The organism is Magnetovibrio blakemorei, assembly GCF_001746755.1.
Classification (GTDB): domain Bacteria; phylum Pseudomonadota; class Alphaproteobacteria; order Rhodospirillales; family Magnetovibrionaceae; genus Magnetovibrio; species Magnetovibrio blakemorei.
The window spans coordinates 120,293-134,169 of sequence record NZ_MCGG01000021.1; the positions used below are offsets into that span (position 1 = coordinate 120,293).

At 54.0% G+C, this 13,877-nt stretch carries 12 protein-coding genes; 2 read left to right on the top strand and 10 right to left on the bottom strand.

Going from position 1 to position 13,877, the window contains the following annotated elements:
- The first annotated feature begins 388 nt into the window (after positions 1–388).
- A complete protein-coding gene (locus BEN30_RS07625; protein WP_069957736.1) occupies positions 389–1,999 on the top strand; it encodes an MBL fold metallo-hydrolase in 1,611 nt (536 codons plus the stop codon).
- 1 nt (position 2,000) lies between these two features.
- Here BEN30_RS07625 and BEN30_RS07630 read toward each other — a convergent pair whose 3' ends face one another.
- Positions 2,001–2,522, bottom strand: a complete 522-nt coding sequence (locus BEN30_RS07630; RefSeq protein WP_211563322.1) for an NfeD family protein — start codon at positions 2,520–2,522, stop codon at positions 2,001–2,003.
- A complete protein-coding gene (locus tag BEN30_RS07635; protein WP_069957802.1) occupies positions 2,503–3,471 on the bottom strand; it encodes an SPFH domain-containing protein in 969 nt (322 codons plus the stop codon). Before BEN30_RS07635 ends, BEN30_RS07630 begins: the two co-directional genes overlap by 20 nt.
- A gap of 146 nt (positions 3,472–3,617) precedes the next feature.
- Between BEN30_RS07635 and BEN30_RS07640 the strand changes: the two genes are divergently transcribed.
- Positions 3,618–4,655 carry a hypothetical protein gene (locus tag BEN30_RS07640; protein WP_069957737.1) on the top strand — a complete coding sequence of 346 codons (1,038 nt, stop codon included), beginning with the start codon at positions 3,618–3,620 and terminating at the stop codon, positions 4,653–4,655.
- A 6-nt stretch (positions 4,656–4,661) separates the two neighbouring features.
- On the opposite strand, the gene BEN30_RS07645 is transcribed toward BEN30_RS07640, so the two are convergent.
- The 8 genes from BEN30_RS07645 to BEN30_RS07680 form a co-directional block, all read right to left on the bottom strand.
- Positions 4,662–7,448, bottom strand: coding sequence for a sensor histidine kinase (locus tag BEN30_RS07645; RefSeq protein WP_069957738.1), 2,787 nt, complete (start codon positions 7,446–7,448; stop codon positions 4,662–4,664).
- Between the two features lie 3 nt (positions 7,449–7,451).
- Positions 7,452–7,793: a hypothetical protein gene (locus tag BEN30_RS07650; protein ID WP_069957739.1), complete on the bottom strand. Its 342-nt coding sequence runs from the start codon at positions 7,791–7,793 to the stop codon at positions 7,452–7,454.
- A 59-nt stretch (positions 7,794–7,852) separates the two neighbouring features.
- Entirely contained in the window at positions 7,853–8,260 is a 408-nt protein-coding gene (locus tag BEN30_RS07655) for a response regulator transcription factor (protein ID WP_069957740.1), read from the bottom strand.
- Between the two features lie 238 nt (positions 8,261–8,498).
- On the bottom strand, positions 8,499–9,287 hold the full coding sequence (locus BEN30_RS07660; RefSeq protein ID WP_084005217.1) for an ABC transporter ATP-binding protein: 789 nt from the start codon (positions 9,285–9,287) through the stop codon (positions 8,499–8,501).
- Positions 9,284–10,054 (bottom strand): ABC transporter ATP-binding protein, encoded by a 771-nt coding sequence (locus tag BEN30_RS07665; protein WP_069957741.1) that lies wholly within the window; start codon positions 10,052–10,054, stop codon positions 9,284–9,286. The genes BEN30_RS07660 and BEN30_RS07665 overlap by 4 nt, the downstream gene beginning before the upstream one ends.
- A 4-nt stretch (positions 10,055–10,058) precedes the next feature.
- Positions 10,059–11,207, bottom strand: coding sequence for a branched-chain amino acid ABC transporter permease (locus BEN30_RS07670; protein WP_069957742.1), 1,149 nt, complete (start codon positions 11,205–11,207; stop codon positions 10,059–10,061).
- Between the two features lie 4 nt (positions 11,208–11,211).
- Positions 11,212–12,228, bottom strand: coding sequence for a branched-chain amino acid ABC transporter permease (locus BEN30_RS07675; RefSeq protein WP_069957743.1), 1,017 nt, complete (start codon positions 12,226–12,228; stop codon positions 11,212–11,214).
- A gap of 132 nt (positions 12,229–12,360) precedes the next feature.
- The gene (locus BEN30_RS07680) at positions 12,361–13,722 is read right to left on the bottom strand and encodes a substrate-binding protein (protein WP_170826992.1); all 1,362 of its coding nucleotides are present in this window, start codon (positions 13,720–13,722) and stop codon (positions 12,361–12,363) included.
- Positions 13,723–13,877: the final 155 nt, after the last annotated feature.

A 13,877-nucleotide genomic window follows, 5' to 3' on the forward strand; every position in this document is an offset into this window, starting at 1 on the left:
CACAAAATTGCGTCTAAAAGCTTTTTAGCAAAATATTAGCGATATCGGCTATCGAAAATTACAAAAAGTGAATATATCGAAATACTGATATGCGCAAAGGCATCGCAAAACGCCCCTGTCGCACGCCAAAACCGGGAAATTGTGCGTCAAACCTTTTTCAGGACTGAGAGTCCCCCCCCCATCACAAAGACGTTTGCGATCAAAAATAGGGCCGATAAGGCCATTTAGCTCAAAAAGCGGAGCTGAACGGGCATATTCTGGATCGCCACGGCCCTTTGGGCGCTCGCAATACCGTTTGAAAGAGACGAGAAGGCCGCACGCCCTCCGCTTTCCCTTGGCGGCGAGCTGGAAATAAGCGTACAATTATAAGGTGCTAGGGAGAACGGTCATGAACAAACAACTCACCAAAAATGTTGAAGTGAAGTTCTTGGGCGCGGCGGGGACCGTGACCGGGTCGTGTTATATGGTGAGCCATCCGGGCGGCAAGTTTTTGGTCGATTGCGGGTTGTTTCAAGGCTCCAAAACGTTGCGGTCGTTAAACTACGCACCGTTCCCGTTTGATCCCAATTCGATCGAATTTGTCGTGCTCACCCACGCCCATGTGGACCATTCGGGGCTGATACCGAAATTGGTGAAAGCGGGCTTTCGCGGTCCGGTTTACACCACCCAAGGATCACGGGACTTGCTCACCTACATGCTGCCCGACAGCGGCTATATTCATGAGACCGAGGTCAAGCGCCTCAATCGGCGCAATGTGCGGCGCGGCGATCCCATCGTCGAGCCGATTTACACCAAAAACCAAGCCGAAGCCTCGTTAGATAGCGTGGTTGTTCGCCCCTATGACGAATGGTTTGAGGCCACCCAAGGGGTTCAGCTGCGGCTGTGGAATGCCGGGCATATTCTCGGTTCTGCATCTGTTGAGATCACCGTTGAAGCCGACGAAGGACAGCTCAGGTTGCTGTTTTCCGGCGACATCGGCCCCCAGGAAAAATCATTTCAAGAGGTGCCCGAAAGCCCCACCGGCATCGACTACCTGTTTGTCGAAAGCACCTATGGCGATCGCGATCGCGAGGATTTAACGCTGCAAGAACGCCGCGATTTGTTAAAGCGCGAAATCATGGACGGGTTGAACGCGGGCGGCAATGTGTTGATTCCAGCCTTCGCGGTGGAACGCACCCAAGAGCTGCTCTACGACATCGGTTTGCTGTTGAAAGACAAGGACCTTCCGCCGGTTTCCGTCTATCTGGATTCGCCCCTGGCCATTCGCGCCACAGAAGTGTTTGAAGAACACGAAGGGGACTTAAACGACATTGAAGGGCGCGGCGGGGTGTTTCGCAATCCGCACTTTCATTTCGTCAATCGCGCCGAAGATTCAAAAGCCTTGGACCGCATCACGTCGGGTGCCATCATCATCGCCGCCAGCGGCATGTGCGATGCGGGCCGCATTCGCTATCACTTGAGATCCAACTTATGGCGCCCCCAGGCTACCGTTTTGTTCGTCGGCTATCAGGTTCCCGGCAGCATGGGCGCAATGCTGCTGGCCAACAAAGAGACCGTGCGCATTCACGGCCAAGAGGTCGCCGTGCGCGCGCGCATTCGCCGCATCGACAGTTATTCCGCCCACGCCGATCAAAACGAATTGGTGGAGTGGGCGTGCGCGCGCATGCCGGTGAAGCGCGGCATCTTCCTCACCCACGGCGACGACCCGGCCCGCGCAACGTTACGCGATCACCTGACCGCCCACGGCTGTGAACCGGGGCACATCTTCATTCCCCGTTTGGATGAAACGTATGTGCTGAGCTTGTCTGGAAAAGTGCATCACAGCTTGGTCAAAGCGCGCATTGATCAAGAGGAAATGTATGAACGCGATTGGCACAATGAATATGCATCATTCCTGGTCCATCTGTCCGACACGCTGCGCACCCAAGACAGCGACCACGCGCGCCACAAAACACTCAACAAATTACGCGATGAGTTGCAGCGCCTGGGAAATGCCTAACTCAGTCTCTGATGGCAACGACCTTAAACACCGCCCCCTCGACCGCAACCACTTCGACCTTGGTGCCTTCGGCCATATCGTCGCCGGAGACTTTCCAGACGCTGTCGTCGACCTTGATTTTGCCAAATCCGCCACTGATGGCTTCCGACAAGATGAAGCGGCGACCGATGTATTGTTCGCCGCGGCGGCTTAAGGTTGGATGATCGGTTGGTTTTGGATTGCGCTTCATGTACATGCGCCCCACCATCACCGACAGAACCGACAGCAGAGAAAACACCACCAACTGCCATTCTAGGCTCATATCCGGCACAGCCCACGCGATGCCCCCGGTGATCAGGGACGCGATGCCCAGCCACATGAACACCACGCCGGGCGCCAAGATTTCAAACGCGGCCAAAATCACCCCGGCAATCAACCAATGCCAAAAGGTGATTTCGTCAAAAAAGGGCGTGCTCGTCGAAAGGTGACTTTCACCTGGAAGAGGGGTTGCCACAACAACAAGGCTAACGAGTGGTAGGAACACGGCTGCCTCCCTGGTCTGTGCCATCCTTGACGTCCGAGAACGCCCCCTTGCCCAGTTCGGCGATACCCGCCAGAGAACTGAGAATGCCGGTGGCTTCCATGGGCATGAACAAGACCTTTTGATTGCGTGCAGACGCGATGTCCTTCAATGCCTCGACATATTTTTGCGCGACAAAATAGTTGATCGCCTGGACGTTGCCGCTGGAAATAGCATCTGAGACCATGGTGGTGGCCTTGGCTTCGGCTTCGGCCTCTCGTTCGCGGGCTTCAGCATCGCGGTAAGCGGCTTCACGACGGCCTTCAGCTTGCAAAATAGCCGACTGTTTTTCCCCTTCGGCGCGCAGAATTGCAGATTGGCGGGAACCTTCAGCTTCCAAAATCTGCGCACGCTTTTCACGTTCCGCTTTCATTTGGCGACCCATGGAATCCACCAGATCGCGGGGCGGAGAGATATCTTTGATTTCAATGCGCGTCACCTTCACCCCCCAAGGCGAGGTCGCAGCATCGACCACATGAAGCAGTTTGGCATTGATGTTGTCGCGTTGAGACAGCAATTCATCCAAATCCATAGAGCCCATCACGGTGCGCACGTTGGTCATGGTGAGATTTAAAATCGCGCGTTGCAGTTCGCTCACCTCATAGGCAGCGGATGCCGCATCCAGCACCTGATAAAACACCACCCCGTCCGCCGTAACCATGGCATTGTCCTTGGTGATGACCTCTTGGCTGGGCACATCCAAGACCTGTTCCATCATATTCAGTTGTGCCCCAATGCGGTCCACCATCGGCATGATCAAATGCAGACCCGGCGTTAGGGTCTTTGTGTAGCGGCCAAAACGTTCAACCGTGTATTCCATGCCCTGGGGAACGACCTTTACACCCATGAACACCATAGCCAGCGCAAACAGCACAAGCGCGCCAGCAAATCCTGCAAATCCAACGAGTTCCATGATCATCCCCTAACGACTTATCAACCATTGATGTATAGACTATGACGGATATGTTGAAAATGACGCAAGACTTTCTTATGTCATTGCCAAACATGCATAACCGCAAGCTAAATTGACCACGTTTCCCGATTTGGATTTATCGCTTTATGGCAAACACCGGCAAGCCCGCATGGCCGCAAACACCTGACGGCACGACAGATTGGGAAGTTGTGTTTGAAGACCCGCAATCGGGCTTCATTCAGTTGGTTGCCCAATCGCCCTCTGCCGACACGTTGCGCCTAACCGCCACCGTTGTCATCGATAAACTGTTCACGCGTCGCGGTGATGAAGTTGAGGTCGCGCGGCTTAAAAACGAACTCGAACTCATTCTCGGCATTCCCAGCGAAATCTCGGTTATGCAGACCGGCGTCAGTGGGTTACTGCGCCAAATCAAAGAAACCCGTATTGAAAAAGCGCGTGTCTATATTGAACGCAAGCGTTCCGGCGCTGCCATTGATCGGCGCTCAGGGTGGCTGTGGAAAATCGATGTTCTGCTCAAACCCAAAGTGCTGCTGCCCTTAGGTCTGGTCTTCATCTTGTTCATTTCCGGTTTGGTCTACGCCTTGCTGCAATCCACAATGGGGGGCTATGTACGCCCTGCCCCCGTTGCAGAAGCCCCAGCCGTAACCCCAGAAGCGACACCAGAGGCAAGTGCAGAAACAGCCTCAAAAACACCCCCGGAGGCAACGCCCCCATCACAATCCGCGTCGCAGCCCCCTTCGGCACAGCCGGACGCGGCCTCCCCCGAGGGCCCCCCGACAATTACCCCACCGCCACCTGTAAAACCCGTTCGGATTTTGCTCAAGACCATGCGCTGGCCGTTGTCGTCGCAGAGCGCAACCAAGCGCGCGCAATATTATGCCGTCGTGATCAATGTCGCCAATTGGGATGATAAGGTCGAAGTTTGTCGCTGGGTCCCCAATGTTATGGACAGACTGTACCAGGCCTTTGACCGCGTGCTACCCCAAGACCGCAATGCTCAAGACGCAGAGTTGGTCGAACTGCAGCGCATTCTCCCCAACATTCTCAATCAAATTTTTAAAGCGCCGCTGGTAAGCCAGGTGGATGTGCTGCGCTATGGCGATCCGCGCTTCAAGACCGCCACCAAACCGCCCTACTGCACGTCCCCCGACAAGGCTCAATAACGCATTCTAAATGGCGACAACCTCAGTGTTTGTGACAGGCTCATCGGCCGTTCTGAGATACCCGTCGACCCGCGACAGCGGTACGGTGAAGGTGAAACACGCGCCTGGGCCGGTGTCGTTGTCTTCCACCCAAATATGTCCACCCAGGAACGTGATGATCTCTCGGCAGATGGCCAGGCCCAGACCCGTTCCGCGCGGCATCCGGTCGTTACCCTGATTGAATTGGTGAAATTTCACAAAGACTTCGGCCTTTTTGTTATCGGGAATGCCGTCACCGTTGTCACTGACGCTGACCCACAGCTTGCCGCCCTTCACCTTTGCCGACACCCGCACGTATCCGCCTGAATGACGGCAAAATTTCACGGCGTTGGACAATAAATTGATCAACACCTGCACCAGCTGATCGTGATCGGCTTTGATCATCGGCATGCCCGCGGGCAAATCGACTTTCAGTTTTACTTTTCGTTCTTGCATCAAGCCGCTCATCCCCGCGACGGCTTGTTCAATGATGGGGCGTGAATCGACGTTGGCCAGTGACCAGTCCATCTGTCCGGATTCCATCTTGGCCAAATCCAAGATTTGATCGATCAAGCGGGTCAGGCGCTCGCTTTCTTTGCGAATCACCATCAAGAACCTGGACGTTTCTTCTTCGGAAATGTCCGGTGTTTCCGACAAGATTTCTGAAAAGGCGCGAATGGACGTCAGCGGGGTGCGCAATTCATGGGAAATGGTGTTGAGAAAATCATCCTTCAACGAGTCCAGTTCCTTCAGCCGTTCGTTCGCCGATTGCAGCTTAAAGGTGGTTTCTTCCAATTCCCGCGATTTCGTTTCCAACATGCGGGAGTATTGGATGGCCTGTGAGGTTTCATCCAAAATTTTGTACATTTCGTCGAGGCTGACAATACCGCCCTTAACGACGGAACCAATCATCACCCGCGCTGTGGCTGAGCCCACGGCCCCGGCAAGCATTTTTTCCGCGCGATCCAACCACGCTGTGTCCGCCACTTGACTCGGGCGAACGGTCACGCCTTGCTCTGACGCAAATGTCTCAAAGGCCTGAGTGGCTCGATCTTCACCCACAAAACGGCCAACCAAATCGCGCAAATCGCCGATAGAGGCAGAACCTTGCAGAAACCGCGAATCCTTGAGGCCTTCGGTGTACAAAAACACGTCCACAAACATGGTGCCTTGAATGCGTTCAATGGTGGTTTGACTGGTCAGCAAAGACACCACGATATAAGCGCCCAGGTTGGCGAACATGCTCCAAAACAAGGCGTGGGAAATCGTATCGAACCCCGTCATGCCAAACAGCGCATAGGGTTTGAGCAACGTCAAACCGAAAGGCCCGTAATCGATAAAGCTGATGGGCAACCAGCCCGACTGGGCAAATGAAGGCATCAACAACGTGTAGGACCAAACCAAGATGCCCAGCGCCAGCCCCGTCATCGCCCCTTTCAGCGAGGCCCCCTTCCAAAACATGCCGCCCAAAATGGCCGGTGCAAATTGGGCTGCCGCCGTAAACGACACCAAACCAATGGTCACCAACGAATACGAACCCGATGCGATGCGAAAATAACCGTAACCCAGAATCAAGATGCCAATGATCGAAGCGCGCCGCGTCAACAGCAGCAAACCGGTCAAATCCCCGCGCTTTTCCAAATCCACCCAGCGCCAGTTGACCAGCACCGGCACCACGATGTTGTTGCACACCATGGTGCTAAGCGCGATGGCCGCGACGATCACCATCGAGGTCGCTGCGGATAGTCCGCCGATAAACGCCAGCAGCGCCAGTCCGGTTTGTCCGTAAAAAATCGGCACCGTCAGCACAAACATGTCTACATCGACGCCACCTTGAGCAAACGCCATGCGCCCGCTGATGGCGATGGGCAAAACAAAAATATTGAGCACCAACAAATAGGTCGGGAACAGCCACACCGCCGTGCGCAAATGGTTTTCATCGGTGTTTTCAACGGCGGTGATATAAAACTGACGGGGCAGACAAATAATGGCCAACATCGACAAAATAATCATCGACACCCAAGTGGCGTAGCCGCCTTCTGGATTGACCGTAAACAGCCTTTGCAAATCCATCTGTTCGGCTTTTTGGAACAAGTCGGTAAATCCATTGTAGACCCCAAACGTCACAAAAAGCCCCACCGCTAAAAAAGCGAACAGCTTGACGATGGATTCAAAGGCAATTGCCGTGACGATGCCTTCATGATGTTCGCTGGCGTCAATATGGCGGGTGCCGAACAAAATGGAGAAAATCGCCAAGGTCAACGCAATCAAAAATGTTGAATCGAGCCCCAAGGCGCCAAACACTGGATTTTGATCTCCGTCAGCGCCGGAATAATTGGTGATGATTTCGAAACTGGTGGCGATGGATTTCAGTTGCAGCGAAATGTACGGCGTGGTGCCGATCACCGCAACCAAAGCCACCAAGCCACCAAGCCGTGAGCTTTTCCCATACCGAGACGAAATAAAATCCGCGATTGAAGTGATGCGGTTGACTTTACAAATGCGGACAATCTTGACCCACACCACCGACCACAGCACAAACACCAAGGTCGGTCCGATATAAATCGGCAAAAAATCGAGGCCTGAGCGCGCCGCCAAGCCGACCGAACCGTAAAACGTCCACGAGGTGCAAAACACCGCGATGGAAAGTGTGTAAATATAGGGGTTTTGCGTCAGGCTACGCCCTTGTTCGGCACGCTTATCGCCAAAATATGCAATCGCAAACAAGGTGCACAAATAGGCAATTGAGGTAAAGGCGACGAGGCTACCATCCATCGCCTAGCCCTCTTTCTGGGGAGTTGTGGTTTGGCTCTTTTGCGTGAGCACGTCAGGCCCACTTTGGACGGAACCAAGGGAAATTCCCGCTTGCTCCAACGTCGGCTCGAGACGTTCTTCCGGCACCGGCGTCACAAGAGCCCCCCGCAACCGCGACGGACGCGCTCCCATCCAGATGCTCACGATCAAAATCACCCATACCCCAAAGGCAACCATGAATGTCAACGGCAGGCCAAAAACGAGCATGGGCTTGTCGAACAAGCTGATGATGGGCGGAAAAAACACCACCGTACCAAATGCGAACATCGTCAGCGACCATTCTTGCTTGCGCCCAGTGCGTTTCATCGACTTGAAGCCTTACCTTAGTCAAAGATACTCAACACCCCCCTCAAACGGCAGGGTGCCTATGAAGGCTGGGAGGCTTCAGAAGGCTGTGGACAGCCCTCAATGCCCAACATGGCATTCACCCGTTCACAGACTTCACGCGTGGAATAGGGTTTGGTGATGTAATCGTCAGCCCCCAACGAAAGTGCTTTTTCTTTGTCGGATTCTCGGCTTTTGGCGCTTAACACCAATATTTTCACGGCTGACCAGTCCGGATTGGCGCGAATGGCTTCGCACACGGACAGCCCATCGCGTTTGGGCAGCATGATATCCAACAACACGACATCTGGCGTTTTGGCCGCCATAGCATCAAGCGCCGCTTCGCCATCGCCAGCGATGCGAACCTCATGGCCTGAGCGTTTCATAATAAACTGCAGCGATAGGACGATGTTGGGCTCGTCTTCCACCACCAGCACCGAGTACGTCATGGCGCTATATGCTCCCCTACACTCCCACTTGCCGATCACGCCCTCCCTAAAGAACGCTGGCAAATCAATATTTCCCTTATCCTAGCCATTCATCTGCCCATTGTCATCTTTGTCGTGTGACCGGACAAATCCCTCCCAAACGCAACAAGGCCCCGGAAACACCGGGGCCTTGTGCTATCTGACGAGCAAGGGGGTAGGAGTGATGAGCGTCCAGTTCCCGCAACCGCGGTAGTGAACATCAGATCGCCAGATATTCGTCTCTCAATTCTTTGTTATCCAAGACCTCTTGGGCACTGCCGTTAAACACGACCTCACCCATGTCCAAGATGATGGCGCGGTCAGACAAGTGCAGCGCAGCAATGGCGTTTTGCTCAACGATAATGGTCGTGATGCCAAGCTTTTTAACACCTTCGAGAATGCTTTCGATTTCGTGCACAATAACCGGTGCCAGACCTTCATAAGGCTCGTCCAGCAACAACAATTTAATGTCACGGGCTAAGGCGCGAGCAACGGCGAGCATTTGCTGCTCGCCACCGGACAAGGTCACGCCTTCTTGCATGCGCCGCTCAGCCAAACGCGGGAAGTGTTCGTAAATGCGTTCAATCGACCATCCGATCGGCGGTGCGATCTGCGACAAGGTCAAGTTTTCTTCCACCGTCAGACCGGGAATGATGCTGCGGTCTTCAGGAACCAGACCAACGCCTAAACGTGCTGCCTGCCAGGACTGCATGGTGTGCAAAGGCTGGTGATCCAACCAGATTTCACCATGACGCAATTGCGGGTCGTCCATGCGGGCGATGGTGCGCAACGTCGACGTTTTGCCCGCCCCATTTCGGCCCAAAAGCGCGACAATTTCGCCTTCATGGATGTCAAAGTTGACACCTTGAACAATATAGCTTTCGCCGTAATAGGAATGAAGATCCCAAGCCGAGAAGAACGCGGTGGCCGCGCCTTCGTTGACGGGTTTTTCCGCCGTCGGCTTGGTCCCCGTAGACGTGAGGTCGATACCAAGAGATGCGTCGTTCATAGGTGCGCTCCACCAAGATAGGCTTCTTGAACCTTCGGGTTGCCGCGGACGTCGTCCGGGGTGCCGTCGGCGATGATTGCACCTTGAGCCAAGACACTGATGTGATCGGCAAGGCTGAACACAACGTGCATGTCATGTTCAATGATGACCTTGGTCATACCGCGGCTCTTGATGCGTTTGAGAATTTCAATGGTGCGGTTGGTGTCATGACGCGCCATACCGGCTGTCGGTTCATCCAACAGCAAGAGTTTAGGATGCTGAATCAAACACATGGCCAATTCCAAGCGGCGTTTGTCGCCACGTGACATGCTGGCTGAAAGGTCATGCATCTGGTCTTCAAGGCCCAAATCTTCCAAAACACTCTCGGCTTCTGCAACGAGCTCCTTTTCCCCCGAAAGAGAATTAAAGACATTGAACCTGAACTCGCCATCGCGTTTTGCCAGAGCCGGAATGATCACGTTTTGCAACAGTGTCAGGGCCGGGAAAATTTCCGGTGTCTGAAACACTCGCGCAACGCCGATTTGGTTGATCTCGTAAGGGGTCTTACCCGTGAGAACGGTGTCACCAAACATCACCGTCCCGCTGTCGGGCGCCAGGCGTCCAACACACACGTTCAACAACGTTGACTTCCCCGCACCGTTGGGACCGATGATGGCATGGGTTTTGCCTTCTTCGATTTCGAGATTAATGTTGCTCAGTGCCTGCAGACCGCCAAAGGTTTTTTGCACGCCAGTGACGCTGAGGACGATCTTTTTCTGCTCTTCCATCGCCTTAACCCTCACTTGTCTGTGCTTTGGCCGAAGCCGGAGTGTTATTGTCAGGTTTTGAACGATCCTTCGTGAACAGTCCAATTAACCGTGTCCAACCTTCCATGATGCCACCGGGCAAGAAGATCACGATAACCATGAACAACGCGCCCAAGGTCAGATGCCAGCCTTCACCCACAAACGGGTTGACCACAAAGACCATGATGTTTTCAAATAAATCAGGCAGGAACGAGAAGATCTCGTGCAAGACTTGTTCGTTGTAGGACGAGAAGATGTTTTCGAAGTACTTGATCAAACCCGCACCGAGCAAAGGACCGATCAACGTACCGACGCCGCCCAAAATGGTCATCAAGACCACTTCACCGGATGCCGTCCATTGCATGCGTTCCGCACCCGCAAGCGGATCGGTAACTGCCATCAAAGACCCCGCCAAACCGGCGTACATGCCCGAGATAACAAACGCCGCCAACAGATAAGGACGAGTGTTGAAACCGGTGTAATTCATACGCACTTGGTTGGATTTGATCGCCCGCAACTTCAAACCGAACGGCGAGCGGAAAATGCGCAACGAGATGAAGAACGAAATGATCAGCAAAACCGCGCAGAAGTAAAAGCCCGGATAACCGCTGAGCTTCATCCCAAACAATTCGGTAATGGGCAGCCCCGTTGTTTCAGCCGCGGCATCAAAAATGCGCGGATCGTTCTGGGTCAACTGCAAGCCCGTTTCACCGTTGGTGATCGGCGTCAGCACCGAGTAAGCCATGTTGTAAGACATTTGCGCAAACGCCAACGTCAAGATCGAGAAATAGATCCCCGAACGGCGCAGGCACAAAAACCCGATGACGACGGCAAACACGCCCGCAATCAACGTGCCCGCAATGACCGCCGGAATGACGTTCATGGTGAGAAGTTTAAACGACCAAACCGCTGAATAGGAGCCAACGCCCAAAAACACGGCGTGACCGAACGACAGATAGCCTGTCAGCCCAAACAGAATGTTAAAGCCAATGGCAAAGATGCCGAAAATTGCAAATTTCTGCAAAAGATCGGGGTATGCAGCGCCAATCGGGTCCAGCCAAATCGGCATGGTCAACACGGCGAGTGTAAAGACGGCCATAATCAGCAGGTCTTTGCGTGTGCTTTGAATGCTCATGTTCTTAGCTCTCCATCACACCCTTGCGACCCATCAAACCACGCGGACGGACCAAGATGATAACCACGGCAACCAGATAGATGATGATCTGATCGATGCCAGGAAGGAATTGTTTGATCTCGTTCATCGATGCAAACGATTGCAAGATGCCGAGCAAGAAGCCTGCAGCCACGGCGCCGGGCAGCGAGCCCATGCCGCCAACGACGACCACCACAAACGACAGGACCAAGAAGTCCATGCCCATGTGATAATCCGGAGGCAACACTGGCGTGTACATCACACCGGCCAAACCAGCGACCACTGCGGCCAGGGCGAACACAATGGTGAAACGGCGCTGAATGTTAATGCCCAGCAAACCCACCGTATCGCGATCCGCCATGCCGGCGCGCACCACCATGCCGTAGGTGGTGTACTGCAAGAAAGCAAACACGCCACCAATCACCACCGTTGCAAAACAGAAGTAGATCAGACGCCACCACGGGTAAACCAGCGTGTCGCTGAGCCCCAGCATGGTGCCGACATTGGCGCTGCCCGACACGATTTCCGGAATAGCTTGCGGAATGGGATTGGCGCCGAAGAAATGGCGGATAATTTCTTGAATGACGATGGCCAAGCCAAAGGTCACGAGAATTTGTTCAGCGTGGGTGCGCTTGTAAAAGAACCGGATCAGACCGCGTTCCATCACAACACCCACAAGTGCCATAACCGGTATGGCGATCAAGATCGACAAGGGCACCGAATATTCAATAATCGTTGTGCCCGTGTCACCCCACCACAATTCGAGATAGGGGGTTTCCTTGTAGGCCTCAAAGAAGGTCACGCTCATATCGCGGACGCGGGCCGAAATTGTGAGAAGTTTTTGCACAGTTACCGCGCAAAATGCACCCATCATGAACAATGCACCATGCGCAAAGTTCACAATTCCGAGTGTGCCAAAGGCAAGTGTCAGGCCTAGGGCGATCAGCGCATATGCTCCGCCTTTATCTAGACCGTTCAAAATTTGAATAACGATAGCGTCCATGATGACCAACCGCCTTTTCAGCGTTCATTGATCGCAAGCCAGCGCTTGCGTCTGTATTGGGGGCAGTATTTCCTTGGATTAGGCTGTGACACCGACCCCTAAGGGCCGATGTCACGCGAGGCCTAATGCAGACTACATTGCGACTTCGTACGGGCCAAGCTCACCGCCGAAGATCGCCGGATCGTACTCAACCTGTGAACGCGGCACTTCCTGCACCACGTCCAGAAGATCGAACTGGGACGTCGGGTTTTCGTTACCGCGCACGACCAAGACGCTCTTGAAGCACTGGTGATCAGAAGCGCGATATTCGGTTGCGCCGTTGCCCATGCCGTCAAACTTAAAGCCTTCCAGAGCTTTGATGACAGGAATGGGATTGAACGTGCCAGCCATTTCGCATGCGTTGGCATACAGCAGCGCCTGAACGTAGCAGGTGTGTGCGGCCATTGACGGCGGGAAGCCGTATTCAGCACCGAACGACTTAACAAAAGCCTGAGAACCGGCATCGGTCAAAGACCAGTTCCAGTTTGTGGTGCCCAAGATGCCTTTAATGTTGGGACCAGCGCCCTGCGCCATCAGACGGGAGAACAACGGAACAACGATCTCAAACTGTTTGCCGTTGACTTGCTTGTCACGCAGACCAAACTGAACAGCCTGGGTCAACGAGTTGATCATGTCTTTACCGTAGTGGTTCAAGATCAGAACGTCAGCGCCGGAGTTCAAAACCGGGGTGATGTACTGAGAGAAGTCACCGGCACCAACCGGGGTGCGCACGGTGTTGACCGTCTGCCAACCCAAAGCTTCGGTGGTGTTTTTGATCGATTCTTCCTGAGTCCAGCCCCAGGTGTAATCGGCGGTCAGGTGATAAGCGCGACGTTCTTTGCCGTACTCTTTTTCCAACACTGGGCCAAGCGCAGCGCCGGACATGTAAGCGTTGAAGAAATGACGGAAGCCATAACGCTTTTTGTCTTTACCCGTGGTGTCGTTGGAGTGGGTGAGACCAGCCATGAAGATCGTGCCCATTTCTTGGCACAGGCCCTGAACGGCAACAGCAACACCGGAAGAAGAACCGCCGGTGATCATCAATGCGCCGTCTTTTTCAATCATGCGCTTGGCAGATGCACGTGCAGCGTCAGACTTGGTCTGCGTATCGCCCGTCACGTATTCGACTTTTTTGCCCAGAACGCCATTGCCCTTCAAAGACAGCGGCTTCATGGTGTTCAGCATGCCGCCGTCACCTTCACCGTTGATGTGCTTGACGGCAAGCTTGTAGGCACGCAGTTCGTCAGCGCCTTCGTCCGCATACGCGCCGGTCTGCGGCACGTTGAAACCGAAGGTTACGCTTTTTGCGGCACCTGGATCGTTACGGAAACCAGCAGCATGTGCTTTGCTGGAGAAAATGGTCGGTGTAGCAAGAACCAAGCCGGACGCAGCGCCCGCCTTCAAAACACTACGACGCGAAACGCCTCCGGATTTACCCCGAGAAATATCAGACATGTTTTAACTCCCTGATTGTTATAAGTCCCCGCCCCCCGGCTCAATCCGGGGAATACGGCTGTGTTCTTAAGAGGGGAGGCCTTGGGGAGGTCCGCGTTTATTATTTTTTGCCTGTAATCCCTCGTTCACAGTGACAGTCAACAATTTTCACGATT